This window comes from Propioniciclava coleopterorum, assembly GCF_011393335.1.
GTDB classification, from domain to species: Bacteria; Actinomycetota; Actinomycetes; order Propionibacteriales; family Propionibacteriaceae; genus Propioniciclava; species Propioniciclava coleopterorum.
The window spans coordinates 628,822-652,157 of record NZ_CP049865.1 but is presented as its reverse complement, the minus strand read 5'-3'; the positions used below and the strand labels follow the sequence as shown (position 1 = coordinate 652,157).

21 protein-coding genes, 4 tRNA genes, 3 rRNA genes and 2 pseudogenes are annotated in these 23,336 nt (G+C 67.5%); 24 read left to right on the top strand and 6 right to left on the bottom strand.

Features of this window, described 5'->3' with window-relative positions; translation table 11 throughout:
* The first annotated feature begins 3 nt into the window (after positions 1 to 3).
* Complete coding sequence (gene efeB / locus G7070_RS03200; RefSeq protein ID WP_166231919.1) at positions 4 to 1,401, top strand: iron uptake transporter deferrochelatase/peroxidase subunit; 1,398 nt, start codon at positions 4 to 6, stop codon at positions 1,399 to 1,401.
* Positions 1,402 to 1,530: 129 nt separating this feature from the next.
* Positions 1,531 to 1,785, top strand: a complete 255-nt coding sequence (locus G7070_RS03195) for a DUF7218 family protein (protein ID WP_166231917.1) — start codon at positions 1,531 to 1,533, stop codon at positions 1,783 to 1,785.
* A gap of 28 nt (positions 1,786 to 1,813) precedes the next feature.
* On the opposite strand, the gene G7070_RS03190 is transcribed toward G7070_RS03195, so the two are convergent.
* Genes G7070_RS03190 through G7070_RS03180 form a run of 3 tightly spaced genes read right to left on the bottom strand, consistent with a single transcriptional unit; the run spans position 1,814 to position 2,736 of the window.
* Positions 1,814 to 1,972, bottom strand: a complete 159-nt coding sequence (locus G7070_RS03190; RefSeq protein WP_166231915.1) for a hypothetical protein — start codon at positions 1,970 to 1,972, stop codon at positions 1,814 to 1,816.
* Positions 1,957 to 2,232, bottom strand: a complete 276-nt coding sequence (locus tag G7070_RS03185) for a hypothetical protein (RefSeq protein WP_166231913.1) — start codon at positions 2,230 to 2,232, stop codon at positions 1,957 to 1,959. The genes G7070_RS03190 and G7070_RS03185 overlap by 16 nt, the downstream gene beginning before the upstream one ends.
* A 12-nt stretch (positions 2,233 to 2,244) precedes the next feature.
* Positions 2,245 to 2,736 (bottom strand): YajQ family cyclic di-GMP-binding protein, encoded by a 492-nt coding sequence (locus G7070_RS03180; protein WP_166231911.1) that lies wholly within the window; start codon positions 2,734 to 2,736, stop codon positions 2,245 to 2,247.
* A gap of 73 nt (positions 2,737 to 2,809) precedes the next feature.
* On the opposite strand from G7070_RS03180, the gene G7070_RS03175 reads away from it, so the two are divergent.
* Positions 2,810 to 2,891, top strand: a tRNA-Tyr gene (locus tag G7070_RS03175).
* A gap of 60 nt (positions 2,892 to 2,951) precedes the next feature.
* On the opposite strand, the gene G7070_RS03170 is transcribed toward G7070_RS03175, so the two are convergent.
* Complete coding sequence (locus tag G7070_RS03170) at positions 2,952 to 3,671, bottom strand: TetR/AcrR family transcriptional regulator (RefSeq protein WP_166231909.1); 720 nt, start codon at positions 3,669 to 3,671, stop codon at positions 2,952 to 2,954.
* Between the two features lie 135 nt (positions 3,672 to 3,806).
* Between G7070_RS03170 and G7070_RS17515 the strand changes: the two genes are divergently transcribed.
* From G7070_RS17515 to rpmG, 5 genes are all read left to right on the top strand, one after another.
* Complete coding sequence (locus tag G7070_RS17515; RefSeq protein ID WP_206079911.1) at positions 3,807 to 4,343, top strand: NAD-dependent epimerase/dehydratase family protein; 537 nt, start codon at positions 3,807 to 3,809, stop codon at positions 4,341 to 4,343.
* Entirely contained in the window at positions 4,304 to 4,747 is a 444-nt protein-coding gene (locus tag G7070_RS17510; RefSeq protein WP_206079910.1) for a Rossmann-fold NAD(P)-binding domain-containing protein, read from the top strand. The genes G7070_RS17515 and G7070_RS17510 overlap by 40 nt, the downstream gene beginning before the upstream one ends.
* Positions 4,748 to 5,092: 345 nt before the next feature.
* A tRNA-Thr gene (locus G7070_RS03160) sits at positions 5,093 to 5,165 on the top strand.
* 29 nt (positions 5,166 to 5,194) lie between these two features.
* Positions 5,195 to 5,270, top strand: a tRNA-Met gene (locus G7070_RS03155).
* Between the two features lie 38 nt (positions 5,271 to 5,308).
* Entirely contained in the window at positions 5,309 to 5,479 is a 171-nt protein-coding gene (gene rpmG / locus G7070_RS03150; protein ID WP_166231907.1) for a 50S ribosomal protein L33, read from the top strand.
* A gap of 114 nt (positions 5,480 to 5,593) precedes the next feature.
* Here the strand turns inward: rpmG and G7070_RS03145 are convergent, their stop codons facing one another.
* A complete protein-coding gene (locus tag G7070_RS03145) occupies positions 5,594 to 6,808 on the bottom strand; it encodes a glycosyltransferase (RefSeq protein WP_206079909.1) in 1,215 nt (404 codons plus the stop codon).
* A gap of 36 nt (positions 6,809 to 6,844) precedes the next feature.
* Between G7070_RS03145 and G7070_RS03140 the strand changes: the two genes are divergently transcribed.
* From G7070_RS03140 to rplL, 14 genes and pseudogenes are all read left to right on the top strand, one after another.
* Positions 6,845 to 7,225: an FAS1-like dehydratase domain-containing protein gene (locus G7070_RS03140; RefSeq protein ID WP_431977916.1), complete on the top strand. Its 381-nt coding sequence runs from the start codon at positions 6,845 to 6,847 to the stop codon at positions 7,223 to 7,225.
* Between the two features lie 43 nt (positions 7,226 to 7,268).
* Positions 7,269 to 7,679, top strand: a complete 411-nt coding sequence (locus tag G7070_RS03135) for a MaoC family dehydratase (protein WP_166231905.1) — start codon at positions 7,269 to 7,271, stop codon at positions 7,677 to 7,679.
* A pseudogene (locus G7070_RS03130) lies at positions 7,594 to 8,741 on the top strand (UDP-N-acetylmuramate dehydrogenase). Before G7070_RS03135 ends, G7070_RS03130 begins: the two are co-directional and overlap by 86 nt.
* A 98-nt stretch (positions 8,742 to 8,839) precedes the next feature.
* A tRNA-Trp gene (locus G7070_RS03125) sits at positions 8,840 to 8,912 on the top strand.
* Between the two features lie 72 nt (positions 8,913 to 8,984).
* On the top strand, positions 8,985 to 9,479 hold the full coding sequence (secE, locus tag G7070_RS03120; protein ID WP_166231903.1) for a preprotein translocase subunit SecE: 495 nt from the start codon (positions 8,985 to 8,987) through the stop codon (positions 9,477 to 9,479).
* 26 nt (positions 9,480 to 9,505) lie between these two features.
* Positions 9,506 to 10,315: a transcription termination/antitermination protein NusG gene (gene nusG, locus G7070_RS03115; protein WP_166231901.1), complete on the top strand. Its 810-nt coding sequence runs from the start codon at positions 9,506 to 9,508 to the stop codon at positions 10,313 to 10,315.
* Positions 10,316 to 10,404: 89 nt separating this feature from the next.
* Positions 10,405 to 10,836, top strand: coding sequence for a 50S ribosomal protein L11 (rplK, locus tag G7070_RS03110; protein ID WP_166231899.1), 432 nt, complete (start codon positions 10,405 to 10,407; stop codon positions 10,834 to 10,836).
* A gap of 80 nt (positions 10,837 to 10,916) precedes the next feature.
* Positions 10,917 to 11,624, top strand: a complete 708-nt coding sequence (gene rplA, locus G7070_RS03105) for a 50S ribosomal protein L1 (protein ID WP_166231897.1) — start codon at positions 10,917 to 10,919, stop codon at positions 11,622 to 11,624.
* Positions 11,625 to 12,496: 872 nt separating this feature from the next.
* Positions 12,497 to 14,013 (top strand): 16S ribosomal RNA (locus G7070_RS03100).
* A 395-nt stretch (positions 14,014 to 14,408) separates the two neighbouring features.
* Positions 14,409 to 17,525 (top strand): 23S ribosomal RNA (locus G7070_RS03095).
* A gap of 154 nt (positions 17,526 to 17,679) precedes the next feature.
* Positions 17,680 to 17,796 (top strand): 5S ribosomal RNA (gene rrf, locus G7070_RS03090).
* The 16S, 23S and 5S rRNA genes sit together here, the layout of an rRNA operon.
* A 501-nt stretch (positions 17,797 to 18,297) precedes the next feature.
* Complete coding sequence (locus G7070_RS03085; RefSeq protein WP_166231895.1) at positions 18,298 to 19,788, top strand: DUF1846 domain-containing protein; 1,491 nt, start codon at positions 18,298 to 18,300, stop codon at positions 19,786 to 19,788.
* 204 nt (positions 19,789 to 19,992) lie between these two features.
* Positions 19,993 to 20,643 carry a 50S ribosomal protein L10 gene (rplJ, locus tag G7070_RS03080; protein WP_166231893.1) on the top strand — a complete coding sequence of 217 codons (651 nt, stop codon included), beginning with the start codon at positions 19,993 to 19,995 and terminating at the stop codon, positions 20,641 to 20,643.
* A 17-nt stretch (positions 20,644 to 20,660) separates the two neighbouring features.
* The gene (gene rplL / locus G7070_RS03075; RefSeq protein WP_166231891.1) at positions 20,661 to 21,050 is read left to right on the top strand and encodes a 50S ribosomal protein L7/L12; all 390 of its coding nucleotides are present in this window, start codon (positions 20,661 to 20,663) and stop codon (positions 21,048 to 21,050) included.
* A gap of 97 nt (positions 21,051 to 21,147) precedes the next feature.
* On the opposite strand, the gene G7070_RS03070 is transcribed toward rplL, so the two are convergent.
* On the bottom strand, positions 21,148 to 21,810 hold the full coding sequence (locus G7070_RS03070) for a dihydrofolate reductase family protein (RefSeq protein WP_166231889.1): 663 nt from the start codon (positions 21,808 to 21,810) through the stop codon (positions 21,148 to 21,150).
* 202 nt (positions 21,811 to 22,012) lie between these two features.
* Here G7070_RS03070 and G7070_RS03065 point away from each other — a divergent pair, with 202 nt between their 5' ends.
* On the top strand, positions 22,013 to 22,585 hold the full coding sequence (locus tag G7070_RS03065; protein ID WP_166231887.1) for a DUF4956 domain-containing protein: 573 nt from the start codon (positions 22,013 to 22,015) through the stop codon (positions 22,583 to 22,585).
* A pseudogene (locus G7070_RS19735) lies at positions 22,582 to 23,268 on the top strand (polyphosphate polymerase domain-containing protein); the annotation flags it as partial. The gene G7070_RS03065 and the pseudogene G7070_RS19735, both read left to right, overlap by 4 nt.
* Positions 23,269 to 23,336 lie beyond the last annotated feature (68 nt).

Sequence of the window (23,336 nt, the reverse complement as noted above, 5' to 3'; positions counted from 1 at the left end):
CCCGTGACCGATCCGCGTCACCCCGACGAACGTCTCGCCACCGCGTCCGGCCCGCAGGGCCCCACCGCCCCCGGGCCGACGCCGACACCCGCGCGGTCGGCCTCCGCGGACGCCGGCGCGCCCGCCGCGTCCGCGGGTGTGGGTCAGGCTCCGCGCCGCGGACTGTCGCGGCGCGGCATGCTCGGACTCGTCGGGGCGGGCGCGGTCGGCGCGGGCGCGGGCATCGGCGGCACGCTCGGGGTGACGCGGGCGGGCGCCGTCGAGCAGGCGCGCACCCACCCGTTCTCCGGGACGCACCAGGCCGGCATCACCACCCCGGTGCAGGACCACCTGCACTTCGCCGCGTTCGACATGATGGCCCGGACCGACCGCGACGACCTGATCTCGCTGCTGCAGGACTGGTCGTACGCGGCCGCCCGGATGGTCGCCGGGCTGGAGGTGAGCGTCAAGGGCGCGGTCGGCGGATCGCCGCAGGCCCCGCCCGACGACACCGGGGAGGCGCTGGGGCTTCCCGCCGCGGGCCTGACCATCACGTTCGGGTTCGGGCCCACGCTGTTCGAGGCGGACGGGGTCGACCGGTACGGGATCGCCGCGCAGCGGCCAGCCGGCCTGGTCCGGCTCCCCGCCTTCCTGGGCGAGGACCTGCAGCCGGCCCTCTCGGACGGCGACCTGTGCGTCCAGGCCTGCGCCGACGACCCCCAGGTCGCCGTGCACGCCATCCGCAACCTGTCCCGGATCGCCTTCGGACGCGCGCGGCTGCGCTGGAGCCAGCTCGGGTTCGGGCGGACGTCCCGGACGACCGCCGACCAGCAGACCCCGCGGAACCTGTTCGGCTACAAGGACGGCACGGCGAACATCCTGGCCGACGACACCGCCGCCCTCGACGCCCACGTCTGGGTCGGCGCCGACGATCAGCCCTGGCTGCGCGGCGGGTCCTACCTGGTGGCGCGCAAGATCGCGATGATCATCGAGAGCTGGGACCGCGTCCGGCTCGAGGAGCAGGACCGGATCATCGGGCGCACGAAGGGGGAGGGCGCCCCACTCTCCGCCCCCGCCGGACGCGAGGGCGACCCCCCCGACTTCGCGGCGCTCGGCGCGTCCGGGAAGCCCGCGATCGACGTCGCCAGCCACGTCCGGCTCGCGCACCCCGACCAGAACGGCGGCATCCAGCTCCTGCGCCGCGGCTACAACTACGTCGACGGCAACACCGCGCTGGGCAAGCTGGACGCCGGCCTGTTCTTCCTGTCCTACCAGCGCCGCCCCGAGGACTTCATCGCCGTGCAGCGCTCGCTGTCCACCGACGCGATGAACGAGTACCTCAAGCACCTGGGCTCGGGGCTGTGGGCGATCCCGCCCGGCGCGGCGCAGGGGTCGTTCGTCGGGGCGCCGCTGTTCGCCTGAGCCGCCGCGGCCCGAGGGCCTGCGACCGGGCGCGCCGAACGCCGGCGTCCGCGACGCGGGACCGGCGTACCGTGGAGGGGGACAGGCGGCGCCGCCCCCGGTGTCGCCGCGGACCCAAGGAGGCCGGCGATGCCCGGATCCATCAAGGACGAGGAACTGTACGAGAAGCTGCGCGACGAGGGCGCGTCCAAGGAGAAGGCCGCGCGGATTTCGAACGCGGCCGCGGCGCAGGGACGCAGCACCGTGGGGCGCCGCGGCGCGAAGGCCGAGGACTACGAGGACCGCACCGTCCCGGAGCTGCGCCGGCGCGCGAAGGAGCTCGGGATGACCGGCTACTCCAAGCTCAGCAAGGCCGAGCTGATCGAACGGCTCCGGCACCACTGACGGTCGGCCGACGCCCGGCGGTGCCGGTTCACCGCCGGGGCGGGGGCTCCAGGAGGGCGCCGAGCCCGCCCAGCGCGGCGAGCACCAGCGCCGGGACGGCGTGCGCGCCCCGGACGCCGCGGCGCCGCCGCCGCTCGCCGAAGCCGAACACGGCCTTCTCGCCGAGCACCGTCAGCCCGACCCCCACGCCCAACGCGATCCCCCGACCGCTAGCGCCCTGCCGGGCGCCTCGTTGGCGGCGCTGAGGAGTTCGTCGACGGCGTCCGGGCCGTTCGTCTCCGGACGCGGCGGGCGCGTCAGGGCGTACAGGGCGGCCATCTTGGCCAGCAGCAGGCCCTTGAGCAGCGTCCGGACGCCGCGCGAGCGCACGACGTCGGGCATGGCGTACCACGTGAACGAGGCCGCCCCCAGGGCGGCGGCGAGCGGGGCGTCCTTGCGGTCGATCATGGCGCGGCCCTCTCAGCGGTAGTTGACGAACTGGACGGCGAACTCGTAGTCGGCGTCCCGGATCATCTGCTGCACGGCCTGCAGGTCGTTGCGGGACTTGCTGCTCACCCGCAGCTCGTCGCCCTGGATCTGCGACTTGACGCCCTTGGGGCCCTCGTCGCGGATCAGCTTGGAGATCTTCTTGGCGTTCTCCTGCGAGATGCCCTGCTCCATGGTCGCGGTGATCTTCCACTGCTTGCCCGACAGGCGGGGCTCGCCGGCGTCCAGCGCCTTGAGCGAGATGCCGCGCTTGATGAGCTTGCCCTGGAAGACGTCCAGGATCGCCTTGACGCGCTCCTCGCCGTTGGCCTCCATCTCGATGGCCTCGCCCGACCACCGGATGTCGGCGTCGGTGCCCTTGAAGTCGAAGCGTTGGCGCACCTCCTTGGCGGCCATGTTGAGCGCGTTGTCGACCTCCTGCCGGTCGACCTTGCTGACGATGTCGAAGGAGCTGTCGGCTGCCATCGGGGCTGTCCTCTCTCGATTGGGCGCGCGGGCGATGAGTTGCTAGAGTACTTTCCCGCTGAGACATCAGCATGGCAGGTTGCCCGAGCGGCCAAAGGGAGCGGTCTGTAAAACCGTCGGCAACGCCTACGTAGGTTCGAATCCTACACCTGCCACCCCGCAGCGAGCGGCCTCTGACAAGGCGAAAGCCACGTCGGAGGCCGCTCGTTCCGTGTTCAGGACTCCGCCACGCCGACGCGACGCAGCAGGTCGGCGATCAGCGCGAGCTGCTGCTCGAAGAGCGCCGCCGCGGACGCGTCGAACGTGTCGCCGTACCAGCCGAACACCTCGGCGCTGATCGCGCCCAGAACCGCGTTCCAGGCCAGCACGCCGGTCGCGGCGGCGGCGGGCGACAGCGGCACGCCGGCCGCCCGGCCGATCGAGGCGAGGTCGTCGGCCAGGACGCCGGACGCCGCGTGCCCCGGATCCTCCCCGTCGCCCCCGCGCGGCTGTGCGGTGCCGAGGATCGCGACGAGGCGTTGCAGGACGCGCGTCCCCGGCTCGGCGGTGCGCTCCGCGGGCGCGTGGTAGCCCGGCACGGGGCTGCCGTAGAGCAGGGCGTAGCGGGCAGGCTCGGCCAGCGCCCACGCCCGCACGGCGCGCGCCAGCACCCCGAACTCGGCCAGGGCGCCGAGGTCGCCCTCGGATGCCGCGGCGGCGACCGCGGCGTCGACGGCGTCGGCGAGTTCGGTGTAGGCGTCCACCACGAGCAGGGTCAGCAGTTCGTCGCGGTTGGCGACGTACCGGTAGACGGCCGACGACACCACCCCCAGGTCGCGGGCCACCGCGCGCAGCGACAGTGCCGCCGCGCCCTCGGTGGCGAGGTGCGCGCGTCCGATCCGCACGATGTCGTCCATGGTGCGGGCCCGGGCGCGTTGGCGCGGCGTATCGCTCATGGGGCGACCCTGCCCGATCCGAGAGCGCTGGTCAAGAAAGAGAGCAGTGCTCTTGACGCGGGGCCTCCGGGTCGGCCATGCTTTGGAGAGCAGTGCTCTCGAACCGTCGGGAGCTCCACCCTCACGGAGGTACTCATGTCCGATCTGTTCATCGTCACCGGGGCCGGCCCGGTCGGCACCACCGTCGCGGAGCTGCTGCGGGACCGCGGCGCCCGGGTCCGCGTCCTGACGCGCTCCGGCTCCGGCCCCGAGGGGACCGAGCGACACCGGGTGGACGCCCGCGACGCCGGCGCCGTGGCCGAGCAAGTCGCGGGCGCGGACGCCGTCTTCCACTGCGCCCACGCCGCGTACTCGGCCAAGGTGTGGGCCCGCGACCTGCCGGCGGCCGAGCGGGTGGTCCTCGACGCCGCCGCCGACGCCGGGGCGCCGGTCGTCTTCCCCGAGAGCCTCTACTCCTACTCGCGCCCCGACCTCGTGATGGACGAGGACGGCCCCCGGGACGTCGCGGGGGCAAACGCGGCGTCCGGACGGCGCTGCTGGCCGCACGCGCCGTGCACCGGGCCGCGACGGCGTCCGTGGTGGCCGGCGACTTCATCGGCCCCGGGGTGCTGTCGGCCCACGGCGGCGAGCGCATGCTGTCGGCGGTCCTCGGCGGCCGCACGCTCCAGGTGATCGGGCGCCCGGACCTGCCGCACTCGTTCACCTACGTCCCCGATCTCGCGGCCGCCATGGTGGCGGTCGCCGACCGCCTGCGCGCGGAGGCGTCGCAGGAGGGGAGCGATCGGGTCTGGCACGCGCCCACCGCCCCGCCGGTCACGCAGGCCGAACTCGCCGCGCTGTTCGCGCGGGCCGCGGGCGTCGAGGTGCCGCGCGTGGTGGGGACGCCCGCCGCGCTGCTCACCGCGCTGGGGCTGGTCATGCCGAGCATGCGCGAACTGGCCGAGACCGCCTACCAGTTCACCGCGCCGTTCGTCCTGGACTCGACCCGCTCGCAGCGGGACCTGGGGCTGCGTCCCACCCCGCTGCCGGACGCCGCCGCGGCGACCGTCGCCTGGTGGCGCGCCCGGCAGGCCTGAGGCCCGTCGGCGACCCCGTGTCTGCGGCGGTGCGGGGCCGGCCGAGCGGGGCACCGGGGTCTGATCGGCGGGCGCCCGCCTGGCTCCGCCGACCCGGCCGGCCCGTCGAGCCGGCGGCCGCGCTGGTGGTGCGGGAGTCCACGGCGCCGCCCGCCGCGAGCTGACCGCCGCCCGGGCGTCTTCCCTCGTCACAGCCCGGTTTCCGCACCCAGGGTCGCCGCCGCAGCGGCGGCGCGGCTGGGGCCCTCCGGCGCGGGTGCCGGGGCGCTCGGCAACCGGGTCGCCGACGAGGCCCAGGCGATTTGGGATTGTGGTGCGGTGTGCGGTAAGTTGATCCGCGGTCTTGCCCCTATAGCTCAGTAGGCAGAGCGTCTCCATGGTAAGGAGAAGGTCTGCGGTTCGATTCCGCATGGGGGCTCGGGTCTCCGGTCACGGCCGGGGGCGTGAGGCGGGATAGCTCAGACGGTAGAGCAAGCGGCTCATAATCGCTGTGTCACGGGTTCAAGTCCCGTTCCCGCTACCAACCTGGCGACCTACGGATATACGAATGGAGTGGCTGAGATGGCCAAGAAGTCTGGCGACATCCGCCCGAAGATCACCCTCGCCTGCACCGAGTGCAAGCACCGGAACTACATCACCAAGAAGAACAAGCGCAACGACCCCGATCGTCTTGAGCTGAAGAAGTTCTGCCCCAACTGCAAGACGCACACCGCTCACCGCGAGACGCGTTGATCTGAGCCGCACGTCACGGGCCGTCCCCCTGGGGGCGGCCCGTTTCGCATGCCCGGACGCCGTCGTCGGGGCCGCGGCAGGCCAGGGCAGCCACGGCACCGTGGGGGCGGTGGCTCAGGAGCCGTGCGCGGCGGCGATCCGCTCGTAGGCCGCGGCCAGCCGGACGCCGATGTCGGGCCAGTCGAAGCGGCGGGCGTGCACCCGCGCGATGACGCCCATCCGGGTCCGCAACGGCTCGTCGCGCAGCAGGGACGCCAGCCGGGCGCCCCAGGCCGCCGGGTCGCGGTCGTGCATCAGGTACCCGGTCTCCTCGTGCACGACCACCTCGCGCAGGCCACCCGTCGAGGACGCCAGCACCGGCACGCCGCTGGCGGCCCCCTCCAGCGCCACCAGCCCGAACGTCTCCGAGTGCGACGGCACGAGCAGCGCCTGGCTGTGCCGCATCAGCGCCGCCAGGTCGGAGCGCGACTGCGCCCCCACGAAGTGGACGTGGTTGCGCATCCCGAGCCGGTCGATGAGCTTCTCGACCTCGGCGCGGTAGTCGGCGAAGTCGGCCGACACGTCGCCAGCGATCATCAGGTCCGGGCGGACCGCCTCGGGGAGTTCGGCCATCGCGCGGATCGCCAGGTCGCCGCCCTTGAGGGGCTGCAGCCGGGCCGCCATCAGCACGTAACCGGCCTCCGAGCCGCACCACGGGCAGGCCGGACGCCGATCGCTCGGGGCGGCCGGCCGGAACATCGCCAGGTCCACGCCGGGCGGGATGACGGTCACGCGCCGCGGGTCGGCGCCGCAGCGCTCGATGATCGTGCGGGCCTCGGCGGTGCTCACCGCGACGATGGCGTCCGACTCCCGGGCGATGAGCGCCTCGCCCGCGACCCGGGCGTCCGACTCGGGCGGCTCGCCCGCCGACAGCGGCGAGCCGGGGTGCGCGGCGACCGAGTGGTAGCTCTGCACGTGCGGCACGTCCCAGGCGCGGGCGACGGGCAGCGCCGCGACCCCGCTCATCCAGTGGTGGGACTGGATCAGGTCGTAGGGCTCCAGCGCGGCCAGGCCGGCGGAGAACTCCCCGATGTGCTCGTCGATGGCGCTCTTGGCCAGGTCGGAGGTGGGGCCGGCGTTCACGTGCAGCAGGCGGACGCCGCCGCCCAGATCGGTCACGTCGGGTTCGTCGGGCTCGGCCCGCCGGGTCGCGATGTCGACGGTGTAGCCCAGGTCGGCCAGCGCGCGCGCCTGGTGCAGTTCGACCACGTTCATGCCGCCCGCGTCGCCTGCACCGGGGGCGGAAGCGGGGGAGGTGTGCATGGACACGAACAGCAGCCGAAGCGTCACGGACGCGACCCTATCGGCACCGGTAGCCTGTGCCGCATGCCGATCACCGACGCGCACGTGGGCCGGAGCTACCCGGCCACGCAGCCCTACCGGGTCAGCCGGGAGAAGATCGCGGAGTTCGCCGCGGCCCTGGGCGACGACAACCCGGCCTACGCCGGGGACGCCCCGCAGGCGCCGCCCACCTTCGCCGCCGTGCTGGCCGCCCAGGCCTGGGGAGGCCTGTTCGCCGACCCGGAGCTCGACCTGCAGCTCGCCCGGACCATCCACGCCGACCAGCGCTTCGCGTGGACCCGGCCGCTGTGCGCCGGCGACGAGGTCATCGCGACGCTCACGATCGACAAGGTGCGCGCAAGGGCGAACACCGCGTTCATCACCGTCTCGGTCGCCCTGGACACCACGGCGGGGAGCCCGTCGTGACCGCCACCTCGACCCTGCTGCACACCTGGCCGAAGGAGGACGCATGAGCATCGACGCCGAGGTCGGCCAGGAACTGGCCCCCCTGACGCTCACCTTCACCCGCGAGGACCTCGTCCGGTACGCGGGCGCCTCGGGCGACTTCAACCCGATCCACTGGTCCGACCGGCGGGCCGCCGAGCTGGGGCTGGGCAGCGTCATCGCCCACGGCATGCTCACGATGGGACGCGCGCTGCGCGTCGTGACCGACTGGGTGGGCGACCCCGGCCGTGTCCGGAGCTACGCGGTGCGGTTCACCAAGCCCGTCCCGGTGCCCGACGACGACGCGGGCGCGGAGGTGGTCGTGACCGCCAAGGTCACTCAGGTGGCCGATGGGGTGGCCACGGTCGCGCTCGAGGCCCTGCTCGGAGAGACCCGGGTGCTGGGCTCCGCCGTGGCGGAGGTGCGCGTTGACTGAGCTGCTGGCCGACCACACCACGCTGCGGGTCGGCGGGCCCGCCCGGCGCTGGGTCGAGGCGGACACCGACGAGGCCCTGATCGCCGCCGTCTCCGAGGCGGACGCCGCGGGCGAGCCCGTCCTGGTGCTCTCGGGCGGGTCGAACGTGCTGGTCGCCGACGGCGGCTTCGACGGCACCGTCGTGCACGTCGCGACCCGCGGCGTCACGGCGGAGGGCTCGTCCTGCGACCTGTCCGACGCCTCCTGCGGCGGCGTGATGGTGACGGTGGCGGCGGGCGAGCCGTGGGGGGACTTCGTCGACTGGACCGTCGAGAACGAACTCGTCGGCGTCGAGGCGCTGGCCGGCATCCCCGGCGCGGTCGGCTCCACGCCGATCCAGAACGTCGGCGCCTACGGCCAGGACATCTCCCAGACGCTGTGGCACGTCCGCACCTGGGACCGCCGCGAGCGGCGCGTCCGGGTGTTCGCCAACGGCGACTGCGGCTTCGGGTACCGATGGAGCCGGTTCAAGGCCGAGCCCGACCGCTACCTCGTGCTCGGCGTGACCTTCCAGTTCACCCAGGGCACCCGCAGCGCGAAGGTCCGCTACGCCGAGCTGGCGCGCCGGCTGGGCGTCGAGGTCGGCGTCCGGGCGGGGCTGGCCGACGTCCGCGACACGGTGCTGGACCTGCGCCGGGGCAAGGGCATGGTGCTCGACCCGGCCGACCACGACACCTGGAGCGCCGGCTCGTTCTTCACCAACCCGATCCTGGACGCCGAGGCCGCCGCCCGCCTGCCCGAGGAGGCGCCGCGCTTCCCGGCCGGCGAGGGCCTGGTCAAGAGCAGCGCCGCCTGGCTGATCGATCACGCCGGCTTCTCCAAGGGGTACGGGACGCCGCCCGCCACGCTGTCCACCAAGCACGTCCTGGCCCTGACCAACCGGGGCGGCGCGTCGGCGTCCGACATCGTCGCGCTGGCACGGGAGATCCGCGACGGCGTCGAGGAAGCCTGGGGGTGAGGCTGGTGCCGGAGCCGGTCTTCGTGGGCGTGAGCCTGGAGAGCCCCGGTTCGACGCGCGGCTAGAAAACCCGTACACTCGACGTCTTGGTAGCACTCACCGCGCTGCAGCGAGCCTTCCGGCTGGCCGCTAGCATGGGTGTCACCACCTTGGTGAGAACCAAAGGGCAATAGCTCAATTGGCAGAGCAGCGGTCTCCAAAACCGCAGGTTGGGGGTTCAAGTCCCTCTTGCCCTGCTGGGCCGGTCGTGGCCCGGAAGGTGAATCGATCGGCGATGTGAGGACGTGCAGGTGGCACCCAGGAGCGACATGTTCGACGGTTCCTCCGCGACCCCTGACGAACCCGCCCGCGATGACCTTCCCGGCGAGTTCCTCGCCGACGACCTGAACGAACCCGAGCCCTACGAGGTCTCCGCCGAGGAGACCGAGGCCGAGGAACTGATCGAGGAGCCGGCCCCCGACGAGGGTCCGATCGAGGACGCCGACCAGCTGGTCGCCGCCGAGTCGGTGGCCCAGCAGGCGCGCAGCTCCCGGCCGGTCCGCCGCACCGCGGTGACCGAGACTCCGAGCAAGGGCAAGGCGACCGCGAAGCGGCCCGACCGCCGCGCGCAGGACAGCGGGCGCGTCGGCCCCATCAAGTTCGCCGAGCAGTCGGTCGACGAGCTGAAGAAGGTCGTATGGCCGACGTGGCAGCAGGTGTCGTCCTACTTCTGGGCGGTTCTGGTCTTCGTGCTGGTCATCATCGCCTACGTCAGCCTCCTCGATCTGGGCCTCGGCGCGCTGCTGCTGAAGCTGTTCGGCTGATCGAAGACGGAAGGTAGAAGATTTCCATGGCTGACACGCCTGAGAACGACATCTCGATGGACGAGGTCGAGATCGACCTGGGTCCGATCGAGGAGACCTCCGAGCCCGAGGTGGAGCTGAACCTCGACTTCGGCGACGACACCGACGACGAGGACGACATCGTCCTGAACCTCGGTGACGACGACGAGGAGGACGCCGACGAGCCCGCCGCGTCGGACACCGACGAGGAGGCCGTCCTCGAGGAGCTCCGCAGCAAGCTGTCGGGGCAGTTCGGCGACTGGTACGTGATCCACACGTACTCGGGCATGGAGAACCGGGTGAAGCAGAACCTGGACGCCCGCATCCAGACCCTGGGCATGGAGGACTACATCTTCGAGTCGGTCGTCCCGACCGAGGACGTCGTCGAGATCCGCAACGGCACGCGCAAGACCGTGACGCGGACCGTCCTCCCCGGCTACGTGCTGGTCCGCATGGACCTGACCGACGCCTCCTGGTCGACCGTCCGGCAGACGCCGTCGGTCACCGGGTTCGTCGCGCACGCGAGCCAGCCCGTCCCGCTGTCCATCGACGAGGTCGTCAAGATGCTCGCCCCGGCCGCACTGGCCAAGGCGAACGCCGAGGCGTCCGGCCCGGTGGCGGCGAAGAAGCGCAAGGTGGAGGTCGCCGACTTCAAGGTGGGCGACTCCGTCATGGTCGTGCAGGGGCCGTTCTCCGGCGTCCACGCCACGATCACCGAGATCAACGCGAACCACCAGCGGTTGAAGGCCCTGGTCGAGATCCTGGGGCGGGAAACCCCCGTGGACCTCACGTTCTCTCAGGTCCAAAAGGACGTCTGAGGCTCGAGTTCGCGTGGCCCGCTCGTGTGCGGGCCGCCATCAACACGGCACGACGTCCCGGTTGTGCCACTAAGTAGCAAGGACCCAACATGCCTCCCAAGAAGAAGGTAGCGGCGCTCGTCAAGGTTGCCTTGAACGCGGGCGCGGCAACCCCTGCACCTCCGGTCGGTACCGCCCTCGGTCCGCACGGCGTCAACATCATGGAGTTCTGCAAGGCGTACAACGCCCAGACCGAACCCATGCGCGGCAACGTCATCCCCGTCGAGATCACCATCTACGAGGATCGCACGTTCACCTTCATCACGAAGACGCCGCCTGCCGCCGAGCTGATCAAGAAGGCTGCCGGCCTGAAGTCGGGCTCCGCGAAGCCGCACAGCGACAAGGTCGGCAAGATCACGCGCGACCAGGTGCGTGAGATCGCCACCACCAAGCTCCCCGACCTGAACGCGAACGATGTCGACGCGGCGATGAAGATCGTCGAGGGCACCGCTCGCTCCATGGGCGTCACCGTCGAAGGCTGACAGCCCCCTTTTCACGTGGCAGGGCCTGCGCGGCCCGCACCACACCCTGGTAGGCCCTCGGGCCGAGGAAGGAACCAGACATGAAGCGCAGCAAGGCTTACCGCGCCGCCGAAGCACTGGCGGACGCCGAGCAGAACTACTCCCCGGAAGAGGCCATCTCGCTGGCCAAGAAGGGGGCCACGGCCAAGTTCGACGAGACGATCGATGTCGCCATGCGACTCGGCGTCGACCCGCGCAAGGCCGACCAGATGGTTCGTGGCACCGTGAATCTCCCCAACGGCACCGGCAAGACGGCAAGGGTCCTCGTCTTCGCCACCGGTGACCGTGCCGCCGCCGCCGAGGAGGCGGGCGCGGACGAGATCGGTGCCGACGAGCTCATCGAGAAGGTCGCCGGCGGCTACCTCGACTTCGACGCCGTCGTCGCCACCCCGGACATGATGGGCAAGGTCGGCCGCCTGGGCCGCGTCCTCGGCCCGCGTGGCCTCATGCCCAACCCGAAGACGGGCACGGTGACCATGGACGTCGCCAAGGCCGTCACCGACATCAAGGGTGGCAAGATCGAGTTCCGCGTCGATCGCCACGCGAACCTCCACTTCATCATCGGCAAGGCGTCCTTCAGCGAGGACCAGCTGGCGCAGAACTACTTCGCCGCGCTGGACGAGATCCTGCGTCTGAAGCCGTCGGCCGCGAAGGGTCGCTACCTGAAGAAGATCACCCTGTCGACGACGATGGGCCCGGGCGTCTCGATCGACGCCGGGCGCACCAAGCCGGCCAGCGCCGAGGCCTGATCGCCCGGCCGGCCGCACGCGGCCGGACTCAGCGCACAGAAGGGCCCCCTCCTCCGGGAGGGGGCCCTTTCGCGCGTCCGGCGGTGCCCGCCCGGTCGGTTCCCCGTCTCATCGACCAGGGAGGAAGGCGACGCCCACCCCTCCACCGAGCAGGCGCCACCAGGTCGCGGCCACCCTGGAAGGTGGACAGCACTCACCTCCACCGAACTGGGGGAGCGAGGTCGCGGAGACGGTCACATATCCACAGGCACGCACCCATCCGGATGCCCGTTTGGGTCTGCCCGACGGACCAGGACACCCTCCGATAGACGGCGGAGAGCGGTTCCCGGCGGACAAACACACGGAGGTGGGCGCGTCAAGAGCCAACGGCAACAGCGTTGCCCCTAGTGATGGAGCGTAAGCCCCTGGCGCACACCTCTCGGTTTGGATCGGGCAGCGACCTCGTGTAATGTTCATCAAGCGCTCGGGGCACTGAGGAACTTCGGTTCGGAGGTGTTCCGGGGGTCACACGGACTAAGTTCGGCCTTCGTTTGGAGGTTGGGATCGCGTCCGAGTGTGCCGGATCAGTTGGGTTCACGGTTTGCACCGGGGCTGAGGGTCTGGTAGAGTAGGTCGAGTGCCCCACCGGGGTTCAAGTCCGAAGGACTTGAGGAGCCGGCGGTGTGTGTCGGAAATTTGAGAACTCAACAGCGTGCTTAGGTCAATGCCAGTGGCCAGACGATCGACCCTTCTGGGTTGTGGTTTTGGTTCATATTTTTTGCACACAACCTTCATGGTTTGTGTGTCCTCGTTGACCAACCCTTGTGGTTGGTTTTCTTTTGAGATTGATGTAACAACCTTTTTTAGGGTTGGGTTTCATCTCTCATCGTTTTTCGATGGAGAGTTTGATCCTGGCTCAGGACGAACGCTGGCGGCGTGCTTAACACATGCAAGTCGAACGATGATCCCTTCTTCGGTTGGGTGATTAGTGGCGAACGGGTGAGTAACACGTGAGTAACCTGCCCTCCACTTCGGGATAACTGTGGGAAACTTCAGCTAATACCGGATATTCAGCTTTCACCTCATGGTGGTTGTTGGAAAGATTTTTTGGTGGGGGATGGACTCGCGGCCTATCAGCTTGTTGGTGGGGTAATGGCCTACCAAGGCGGTGACGGGTAGCCGGCCTGAGAGGGCGACCGGCCACACTGGGACTGAGATACGGCCCAGACTCCTACGGGAGGCAGCAGTGGGGAATATTGCACAATGGGCGAAAGCCTGATGCAGCAACGCCGCGTGCGGGATGACGGCCTTCGGGTTGTAAACCGCTTTCACCAGGGGCGAATGTGACGGTACCTGGAGAAGAAGCACCGGCTAACTACGTGCCAGCAGCCGCGGTGATACGTAGGGTGCGAGCGTTGTCCGGATTTATTGGGCGTAAAGAGCTCGTAGGTGGTTTGTTGCGTCGGAAGTGAAAACACAGGGCTTAACTCTGTGCTTGCTTTCGATACGGGCAGACTTGAGGAAGGTAGGGGAGAACGGAATTCCTGGTGGAGCGGTGGAATGCGCAGATATCAGGAGGAACACCAGTGGCGAAGGCGGTTCTCTGGACCTTTCCTGACGCTGAGGAGCGAAAGCGTGGGGAGCAAACAGGCTTAGATACCCTGGTAGTCCACGCCGTAAACGGTGGGCACTAGGTGTGGGGGACATTCCACGTTCTCCGTGCCGTAGCTAACGCATTAAGTGCCCCGCCTGGGGAGTACGGCCGCAAGGCTAAAACTCAAAGGAATTGACGGGGGCCCGCACAAGCGGCGGAGCATGCGGATTAATTCGATGCAACGCGAAGAACCTTACCTGGGTTTGACATATGCCGGAAGCATTCAGAGATGGGTGTGCCTTTTTGGCCGGTTTACAGGTGGTGCATGGCTGTCGTCAGCTCGTGTCGTGAGATGTTGGGTTAAGTCCCGCAACGAGCGCAACCCTCGTCCTATGTTGCCAGCGGGTTATGCCGGGAACTCATGGGAGACTGCCGGGGTCAACTCGGAGGAAGGTGGGGATGACGTCAAGTCATCATGCCCCTTATGTCCAGGGCTTCACGCATGCTACAATGGCTGGTACAAAGTGTTGCGATCCCGTGAGGGTGAGCGAATCACGTAAAGCCAGTCTCAGTTCGGATTGGGGTCTGCAACTCGACCCCATGAAGTCGGAGTCGCTAGTAATCGCAGATCAGCATTGCTGCGGTGAATACGTTCCCGGGCCTTGTACACACCGCCCGTCAAGTCATGAAAGTCGGTAACACCCGAAGCCGGTGGCCTAACCCTTGTGGGGGGAGCCGTCGAAGGTGGGATCGGTAATTAGGACTAAGTCGTAACAAGGTAGCCGTACCGGAAGGTGCGGCTGGATCACCTCCTTTCTAGGGAGCCTGTACACTCCACCACCTTCTGGGGTGGGGGGTTGTTGTCTTGTTCGTGCCCGTTCGTGGTGCGCAGGATGCCAGGCGATATTTTGTGGAAGCATTGATCGAGTCCGAGGCTTGTTGAGTCCTCGCCGGCTAGTACTACTCCCTTGGGGGTGTGAAACGCGGGCGTTGGGGAGGCGGGTTTTGGGTGTGCACGTTGTTGGGTTCTGAAATTTCCGGCCCTGGGCACTCTTTTTGTGTGTCCGGGTGGGGGTTTCTGGGTTTTTCTGTCTCATGGTCGTCGCCGGCGGTTGTTGGTGGTGATGGTGGTGACGGGGTTGTTGTTTGAGAATTGTATAGTGGACGCGAGCATCTTTAAGTAGATTTTTGTTGTTGATCGTTTTGTTTGGTGACAAGCTACTAAGGGCGATCGGTGGATGCCTTGGCATCAAGAGCCGATGAAGGACGTTGTAACCTGCGATAAGCCACGGGGAGCTGGTAAACGAGCTTTGATCCGTGGATGTCCGAATAGGGAAACCTCGAAGATACCGGAGTTATGTCCGGCGACCTCACCCTGAATGTATAGGGGTGTTGGAGGGAACGTGGGGAAGTGAAACATCTCAGTACCCATAGGAAGAGAAAACAAAAGTGATTCCGTGAGTAGTGGCGAGCGAAAGCGGAAGAGGCCAAACCTGGCGTGTGTGATAGCTGGCAGGCGTTGCATGCTGGGGGTTGTGGGAGCATTCGGATCGGGCTGCTGATCGATCGACGAGTGATAAAGGTTGTGCGAAGTTGAACGGTTTGGGAAGACCGACCATAGTGCGTGATAGTCGTGTAAACGTATGTGCAACCCTCGTGAGTGTATTCCCAAGTAACACGGAACTCCTGAAATTCTGTGTGAATCTGGCGGGACCACCCGTTAAGCCTAAATACTCCTTGATGACCGATAGCGGACAAGTACCGTGAGGGAAAGGTGAAAAGTACCCCGGGAGGGGAGTGAAATAGTACCTGAAACCGGTCGCCTACAATCCGTCGGAGCCCTCTTGTGGGGTGACGGCGTGCCTTTTGAAGAATGAGCCTGCGAGTTAGTGGTATGTGGCGAGGTTAACCCGTGTGGGGAAGCCGTAGCGAAAGCGAGTCCGAATAGGGCGATTTAGTCGCATGCTCTAGACCCGAAGCGAAGTGATCTATCCATGGCCAGGGTGAAGCGACGGTAAGACGTCGTGGAGGCCCGAACCCACTTGGGTTGAAAACCGAGGGGATGAGCTGTGGATAGGGGTGAAAGGCCAATCAAACTTCGTGATAGCTGGTTCTCCCCGAAATGCATTTAGGTGCAGCGTCGTCTGTTTCTTACCGGAGGTAGAGCACTGGATGGTCTAGGGGGCCCACAAGCTTACCGAAATCAGCCAAACTCCGAATGCCGGTAAGTGAGAGGACGGCAGTGAGACTGTGGGGGATAAGCTTCATAGTCGAGAGGGAAACAGCCCAGATCATCAGCTAAGGCCCCTAAGGGACTGCTAAGTGGAAAAGGATGTGGAGTTGCGAAGACAACCAGGAGGTTGGCTTGGAAGCAGCCACCCTTGAAAGAGTGCGTAATAGCTCACTGGTCAAGTGATTCTGCGCCGACAATGTAGCGGGGCTCAAGCAGTCCGCCGAAGCTGTGACATTCGCATGTGTACTTGGCCCTTGTGGTCCAGGTGTGCGGATGGGTAGGGGAGCGTCGTGTGTGCGGTGAAGCGGCGGGGTGACCCAGCCGTGGAGCGCACACGAGTGAGAATGCAGGCATGAGTAGCGAAAGACGGGTGAGAAACCCGTCCGCCGAATATCCAAGGGTTCCAGGGTCAAGCTAATCTGCCCTGGGTAAGTCGGGACCTAAGGCGAGGCCGACAGGCGTAGTCGATGGACAACCAGTTGATATTCTGGTACCGGCGTAACAACGCCCGTGTCGAGCACAGTGATACTAAGCACGCAAGATCAATCGTCGGCCGGCTTTGCCGGTCGTGGTTGGTTGAGTCTGTGACCTGAACTGTTAGTAGACAAGCTGCGGAGGGACGCAGGAAGGTAGCCCATCCCACGCGATGGTAGTCGTGGGCTAAGAGTGTAGGACGTCGTGTAGGCAAATCCGCACGATCCATGTCTGAGACTTGATGGCACTGGCATCTACGGATGTTGGTGTGGGTGATCCTATGCTGCCTAGAAAAGCTTCGTGAGCGAGTTGTTAAGCCGCCCGTACCCCAAACCGACACTGGTGGATAGGTAGAGAATACCAAGGCGATCGAGATAATCGTGGTGAAGGAACTCGGCAAAATACCCCCGTAACTTCGGGATAAGGGGGACCTGATCCGTGACCATCCTTGCGGTGGAAAGCGGTGAGGGTCGCAGAGACCAGGCCCAAGCGACTGTTTACTAAAAACACAGGTCCGTGCGAAGTTGTAAGACGATGTATACGGACTGACTCCTGCCCGGTGCTGGAAGGTTAAGGGGAACTGTTAGTCGTAAGGCGAAGCGGTGAACTTAAGCCCCAGTAAACGGCGGTGGTAACTATAACCATCCTAAGGTAGCGAAATTCCTTGTCGGGTAAGTTCCGACCTGCACGAATGGAGTAACGATTTGGGCGCTGTCTCCACCACGAACTCGGCGAAATTGCATTACGAGTAAAGATGCTCGTTACGCGCAGCAGGACGGAAAGACCCCGGGACCTTTACTATAGTTTGGTATTGGTGATCGGTACGACTTGTGTAGGATAGGTGGGAGACTGTGAAGCTCGGACGCTAGTTCGGGTGGAGTCATTGTTGAAATACCACTCTGGTCGTTCTGGTTATCTAACCTCGGACCATGATCTGGTTCAGGGACAGTGCCTGATGGGTAGTTTGACTGGGGCGGTCGCCTCCCAAAAGGTAACGGAGGCGCCCAAAGGTTCCCTCAGCCTGGTTGGCAATCAGGTGTTGAGTGTAAGTGCACAAGGGAGCTTGACTGTGAGACCGACAGGTCGAGCAGGGACGAAAGTCGGGACTAGTGATCTGACGGTGGCGTGTGGAAGCGCCGTCACTCAACGGATAAAAGGTACCCCGGGGATAACAGGCTGATCTTGCCCGAGCGTCCATAGCGACGGCATGGTTTGGCACCTCGATGTCGGCTCGTCGCATCCTGGGGCTGGAGTCGGTCCCAAGGGTTGGGCTGTTCGCCCATTAAAGCGGCACGCGAGCTGGGTTTAGAACGTCGTGAGACAGTTCGGTCCCTATCCGCTGCGCGCGTTAGAGTCTTGAGAAGGGCTGTCCTTAGTACGAGAGGACCGGGACGGACCAACCTCTGGTGTGCCAGTTGTTCTGCCAAGAGCACGGCTGGTTGGCTACGTTGGGAAATGATAACCGCTGAAAGCATCTAAGCGGGAAGCACGCTTCAAGATGAGGACTCTCACCACCTCGAGTGGGTAAGGCCCCCTACAGACCATGGGGTTGATAGGCCAGACGTGGAAGCACAGCAATGTGTGGAGCTGACTGGTACTAATAGGCCGAGGGCTTGTCACACCACCAAACAAAACGGTGTAGACGGGCAAAAATCTACGATGACTACGCGTCCACTATACGATATCTGAAACAACAACCCGGGCTTCAACCCAGGCGGTTGAGGTTCAGAACGATCCCCCACACCCGCGGGTGTGGGAAGACAACTCAAGATTGTTTCGGTGGTCATAGCGTGAGGGAAACGCCCGGTCCCATTCCGAACCCGGAAGCTAAGCCTCACAGCGCCGATGGTACTGCACACGGGAGTGTGTGGGAGAGTAGGACGCCGCCGAACACACCCCCCAAACCCTCACCGGTTTGAGGACAAAGGGTGACAGTGCCCCAAAACCAGACAATGGTTTTGGGGGCACACCCATATCCACCCCCACCCAACGACGGTCAATGAGGATCCCCCTCGCTGGTCCGCTTTCCCGCAGCTGCGGCGTCCACACCAACTCTTCGAGCGTTCCCGAACCATCGGGAACGCTCGTTCGCGTTCGAGCGCGCCGTGAACCAGGAGTGACACGTGCGTCCTGCTGAATGTGCGCTGGGACGCACATTACGTATGGCGGTCCGGGCGCCGTCGTGCTTGATGCCGGTCCGGGGGTCGGGAGGGAGTCTCGACGGCCCGGGCGCCGGCGCGCTCGTGGTGCGTCTCTTTCGGTGGGTGCTGCTCCGGGGAACTGCGGGGCCTTGGGTCCTGGCCGGCTGCGGGGCGGCGTCCGAGGGTTCGGGGCGGGCGTCTCGTCGCCGCTGGGCCGATATGATCGTCAGGTTGCCGAACGTGAGGGTGGGGATGAAGGCAGTCGGATTCGATCGGGACAAGTACCTCAAGCTGCAGGCCGAGCACATCGAGAAGCGCCGCCAGCAGTTCGGGGGGAAGCTCTACCTCGAGTTCGGCGGCAAACTGTTCGACGACTTCCACGCCTCGCGCGTCCTGCCCGGGTTCACCCCCGACAACAAGGTGCGGATGCTGGAGACGATGGTCGACGACGTCGAGGTCGTGGTCGTGGTCAGCGCGCTGGACCTGTCGCGCAACAAGGTCCGTGCCGACCTGGGCATCCCCTACGACGCGGACGTCCTGCGGCTGATCGACGAGTTCCGCAGCTACGGGCTGCTGGTGGGCAGCGTGGTGATCTCCCACTGGACCGACGACAACAAGCACGCCAAGTCGTTCCGTCGGAAGCTGGAGCGGGCGGGGATCCCCGTCTACCGGCACTACCCGATCAAGGGCTACCCGCACGACACGAACCTCATCGTCAGCGAGCACGGCTACGGCAAGAACGAATACGTCGAGACGTCGCGCGACCTGGTCATCGTGACGGCGCCCGGGCCGGGCAGCGGCAAGATGGCGACCTGCCTGTCGCAGCTGTACCACGACCACCAGCGCGGCATCGCGTCCGGGTACGCCAAGTTCGAGACCTTCCCGATCTGGAACCTGCCGCTCGACCACCCCGTCAACGTCGCCTACGAGGCGGCCACGGTCGACCTTGACGACATCAACATGATCGACCCCTTCCACCTGGCCGCCTACGGCGAGCAGGCGGTCAACTACAACCGCGACGTGGAGATCTTCCCGGTCCTCAACCTGCTGTTCGAGCGGCTGGTCGGCTCGTCGCCGTACCAGTCACCCACCGACATGGGCGTGAACATGGCCGGGCTGTGCATCAGCGACGACGCCGTCTGCCGGGAGGCCGCCGGGCAGGAGGTGATCCGGCGCTACTACAAGGCGCTGGTGGAGGAGAAGCGGGACGAGGCTGACCCGCTCCAGTCCGACCGCATCGCCCTCCTGCTGGGCAAGCTCGGGCTGGCCGGGGAGGACCGGCCGGTCGTCCTGCCGGCGCGTCAGGTGGCCACCAGGACGAAGGCGCCGGCCGCGGCCATCGAACTGCCCGACGGCACGATCGTGACCGGGAAGACGTCGCCCCTGCTGGGCGCCTGCTCGGCGATGCTGCTGGACGCCCTCAAGGCCCTGGCCGGCATCGACCCCGAGGTGAAGCTGCTGTCGGAGGAGACCATCCAGCCCATCCAGCGCCTCAAGACCGAGCACCTGGGCAGCCGCAACCCCCGCCTGCACACCGACGAGGTCCTGATCGCCCTGTCGGTCAGCGCCAACGCCGACGAGAACGCCCGGCGCGCGCTCGCCGAGCTGGAGGAGCTGGAGGGCTGCGACGTCCACTCGACGGTCATCCTCGGGTCGGTGGACGAGGGGATCTTCCGCAACCTCGGCGTCCAGGTCACCAGCGACCCCATCTACCAGTCGCGGCGGCTGTACCGGAAGCGGTGAGCGGCGGGTCGCCCCGATTTGGGGACGGCCCACGGCGTCCCGTAGAGTGGTTCCCCGAAGCCCAAGACCGCTGGTGTCGATCCTCCCGGATCGTGCAAATCCCGCGCAGGCGTCACGTCGACACCTCGTGTGTTCTCCTCGTGCGCCAGGCGCACGGGGATTTTTTCATGTCAGGGCTCACGAGAAGAAGTGGGAAGGAGACTCATGGCGAGGCCGGACAAGGCAGCCGCTGTTGAGGAGCTGAAGGAAGCCTTCACCTCCAGCAACGCCGCTGTTCTGACCGAGTACCGTGGGATCACCGTCAAGGGGCTGCGCGATCTGCGCCGTTCCCTGGGCGAGGATGCCTCGTACGCCGTCGCGAAGAACACTCTGACCCTGATCGCCGCCCGCGAGGCCGGCCTCGATGGACTCGAGGACCAGCTCACCGGCCCCACGGCGATCGCTTTCATCCGCGGTGACGTTGCCACCGTGGCGAAGGGTCTGCGCGACTTCGCGAAGGACAACCCGCTTCTGGTCATCAAGGGTGGCGTCATGGACGGTCGCGTCCTCGACGCCGATGAGGTGAAGAAGCTCGCCGACCTCGAGTCGCGCGAGGTTCTGCTGGCCAAGCTGGCCGGCGGCATGCAGGCCAACCTCAGCAAGGCCGTCTACCTCCTCGCCGCTCCGCTCAACCAGGCCGCTCGCGTCCTGGGTGCGCTCGAGCGTGCCGCCGAGGAGAACCCGGCTCTCATCGGTGGGGCCGGCGTCGCCGCCCCCGCTGAGGACCAGAAGCCCGACACCGCCGAGGACGCCTCGGCAACCGACGCAGCGCCCGCTGCCGAGGCAGACGACGCCGCGCCGCAGGCTGCGGAATAACGAAAGGAACGCCCAACATGGCGAAGCTCACCAACGAAGAGCTCCTTGACGCCTTCAAGGAGATGACCCTGATCGAGCTCTCCGAGTTCGTGAAGCAGTTCGAGGACGCCTTCGGCGTCACCGCCGCCGCCCCGGTCGCCGTCGCGGCCGCCGCCGCTCCGGCCGGTGCCGGCGAGGCCCCGGCCGAGGAGGAGTCCTCCGAGGTCGACGTGATCCTCGAGTCCGCGGGCGAGAAGAAGATCCAGGTCATCAAGGAGGTGCGCGCCCTGACCTCCCTCGGCCTGAAGGAGGCCAAGGACCTCGTCGAGGGTGCGCCCAAGCCCGTCCTGGAGAAGGTTGCGCGCGACGCCGCCGCCAAGGCCAAGGAGGCCCTCGAGGCCGCCGGCGCCACCGTCACCGTCAAGTGACTCCCCGCCGATCACGATCGGCAACCACGAAGGCCCGCAGGATCTGATCCTGCGGGCCTTCGCCTGCGTCCGGGGTCGACGGGCTGCGCGGCCGCGCTCACACCGGGGGAGTGCGCCGCCAGAAGCGCAGGTGGACCACGCCGCTCGGCGAGCTGGTGGCCTCGATACGGAAGCGCTCCTCCAGTCCCTCGAGGCCGTCCCAGAGCCGCTCGCCGCGTCCCAACAGGATCGGGACGAGCACCACGTGCATCTCGTCGATGAGGTCGGCGTCCAGGAAGGACCGGACGGTGGTCGTCCCGCCGCCGATGCGGACGTCGCGGCCATCCGCCAGGTCCCGTGCGAGCGTCAACGCCGCGGCTGGCTCCGCGTCCACGAAGTGGAAGGTCGTCCCGCCCTGCATGCGCAGCGGCGGGCGCGGGTGGTGCGTCAGCACCACGACGGGGGTGTGGAACGGCGGGTCGTCGCCCCACCAGCCGTGCCACGACTCGTCGGGCCACGCCGCGTCAGCCGGCGCGAACTTGTGCCGGCCCATGATCTCGGCGCCGATGCCGGTGTTCCAGCCCGACGCGAAGGCCTCGTCGACGCCGACGGTCGCCTCGGCCGGGCCGTGCAGCCCCATGTCGGCGAACGTCCGGGTCGGCAGCGCCCACTCCAGCAGGCGGCCGCCCGCGTGGCCGAACGGGGCCTCCAGCCGCTGGCCGACGCCGACGCCGAACCCGTCGAGCGAGACGGAGAAGTTGTGGACGCGTACGCGAGACATGGTCCCTCCCGACGTCCAATCTACGACGGGGAACCCCGCTTGACGAGGGCGGTCACTGCCGCGTAGGTCCCGTACGGCGGTGAGGACGGGGCCGCGTGCGGGCGGCCGGAACGCGTTCACAGGAAGGCGCGGGAGCGGTCACAGGAACGCCACAGCCCACTCGGACTGAATGGGAACGTCCCCGTCCGAAACTGGAGTCCCCATGTCAGCCGTGCTGCCCTTCCTGGCCCTCGATCTCGTCGCGATCCTCGTGCTGGTCCTGGGCGTCCACTTCCCGCGCCACCACCGCCGCGACCTCGCCGTGGCCTATCTGGGCGTCAACCTCGGCGTGCTCGCGGTCAGCGTCGCGCTGCAGACGTCGGCCGTCGCGGCCGGCCTGGGACTGGGGCTGTTCGGCGTCCTGTCGATCATCCGGCTGCGCTCCGACGAACTCGCCCAGAGCGAGGTGGCCTACTACTTCGCCGCCCTGGCCCTCGGCCTGATCGCCGGGCTGGGGGGCGACCTGGCGCTGGTCGCAGCCCTGATGGCTGCGCTGGTCGGTGCGCTGGCCGTCATCGACCACCCCCGCGTCCTGCGCGGCTACACCCGCCAGGTGGTGGTGCTCGACCGTGCCCTCGCCGACCCGACCGCCCTGCGCGCCCGACTGGAGTCCCAGCTCGGAGCCACCGTCCTGGGATTCTCCGTGCAGCGGCTCGACCTCGTCAACGACACCACGACCGTGGAGGTGCGCGCCCGCGCCCTGCCCGGCGCCCGTGTCTCGGAGCCGGTCCGATGACGGTTCTCGCCGCCCCCGGAGCCCTGACCGACCTGCCGACGATCGGCCTGGAGGAGCTCAACGCCACCGCCTCGCTGCTGACCCGCGTCGACCGCAAGTACCTGCTGCCGGCACACGCGCTCGACGAGGTGGTGGGCGCGCTCCCCGCGGGGAGCCGGGTGCTGGAGGTCCACGGGGAGCGGACCCCGCTGTACGACACCGTCTACCTGGACACCCCCGATCTGGACGCCTACCTCGCCACCGCGCTCCGCCGCGGGCGGCGCTGGAAGGTTCGCACGCGCAGCTACGTCGCCTCGGACCTCCACTTCCTGGAGGTCAAGACACGATCCGGCTCGCTGACCCGGAAGCGGCGACTGCCCTGGCCGGGCGGGCCGCTGCAGGGCGCGGTGGGGGACTTCGTCGAGCAGTGCCTGCGCGAAACCGGACTCGCCCCGGACGTCCGACGCCTGACCCCGCAGCTGCGGACCGGCTACCGCCGGGCGACGATCCTGCTTCCCGGACGCCCCACGCGACTGACCATCGACCTCGACCTGACCTGGACGCCGCCCGCGGGCGACGGGGGCCTCGCCTGGCGCGATTCGATCGTGGTGGAGACCAAGACGTCGGGCCCCGCGGGTGACGTCGAGCGCGCGCTGTGGCGCGCCGGCCATCGCCCCATCCCCCTGTCCAAGTACGGCTGCGGGCTCGCCCTGCTGCGGCCCGACCTGCCCGCAATCGCTGGCACCGCCTCCTGGCCGCCTGAACCACCACC

Coding starts and splice junctions, on each gene's coding strand:
- G7070_RS03065 (WP_166231887.1), top strand. CDS start 22,013: ATGTCAGCCGTGCTGCCCTTCCTGGCCCTCGATCTCGTCGCGATCCTC.
- rpmG (WP_166231907.1), top strand. CDS start 5,309: ATGGCCAAGAAGTCTGGCGACATCCGCCCGAAGATCACCCTCGCCTGC.
- G7070_RS03135 (WP_166231905.1), top strand. CDS start 7,269: ATGAGCATCGACGCCGAGGTCGGCCAGGAACTGGCCCCCCTGACGCTC.
- G7070_RS17515 (WP_206079911.1), top strand. CDS start 3,807: ATGTCCGATCTGTTCATCGTCACCGGGGCCGGCCCGGTCGGCACCACC.
- G7070_RS03180 (WP_166231911.1), bottom strand. CDS start 2,736: ATGGCAGCCGACAGCTCCTTCGACATCGTCAGCAAGGTCGACCGGCAG.
- G7070_RS03140 (WP_431977916.1), top strand. CDS start 6,845: ATGCCGATCACCGACGCGCACGTGGGCCGGAGCTACCCGGCCACGCAG.
- G7070_RS17510 (WP_206079910.1), top strand. CDS start 4,304: ATGCTGTCGGCGGTCCTCGGCGGCCGCACGCTCCAGGTGATCGGGCGC.
- G7070_RS03070 (WP_166231889.1), bottom strand. CDS start 21,810: ATGTCTCGCGTACGCGTCCACAACTTCTCCGTCTCGCTCGACGGGTTC.
- rplA (WP_166231897.1), top strand. CDS start 10,917: ATGAAGCGCAGCAAGGCTTACCGCGCCGCCGAAGCACTGGCGGACGCC.
- nusG (WP_166231901.1), top strand. CDS start 9,506: ATGGCTGACACGCCTGAGAACGACATCTCGATGGACGAGGTCGAGATC.
- G7070_RS03195 (WP_166231917.1), top strand. CDS start 1,531: ATGCCCGGATCCATCAAGGACGAGGAACTGTACGAGAAGCTGCGCGAC.
- G7070_RS03170 (WP_166231909.1), bottom strand. CDS start 3,671: ATGAGCGATACGCCGCGCCAACGCGCCCGGGCCCGCACCATGGACGAC.
- rplL (WP_166231891.1), top strand. CDS start 20,661: ATGGCGAAGCTCACCAACGAAGAGCTCCTTGACGCCTTCAAGGAGATG.
- G7070_RS03085 (WP_166231895.1), top strand. CDS start 18,298: ATGAAGGCAGTCGGATTCGATCGGGACAAGTACCTCAAGCTGCAGGCC.
- secE (WP_166231903.1), top strand. CDS start 8,985: ATGTTCGACGGTTCCTCCGCGACCCCTGACGAACCCGCCCGCGATGAC.
- rplJ (WP_166231893.1), top strand. CDS start 19,993: ATGGCGAGGCCGGACAAGGCAGCCGCTGTTGAGGAGCTGAAGGAAGCC.
- G7070_RS03185 (WP_166231913.1), bottom strand. CDS start 2,232: ATGATCGACCGCAAGGACGCCCCGCTCGCCGCCGCCCTGGGGGCGGCC.
- rplK (WP_166231899.1), top strand. CDS start 10,405: ATGCCTCCCAAGAAGAAGGTAGCGGCGCTCGTCAAGGTTGCCTTGAAC.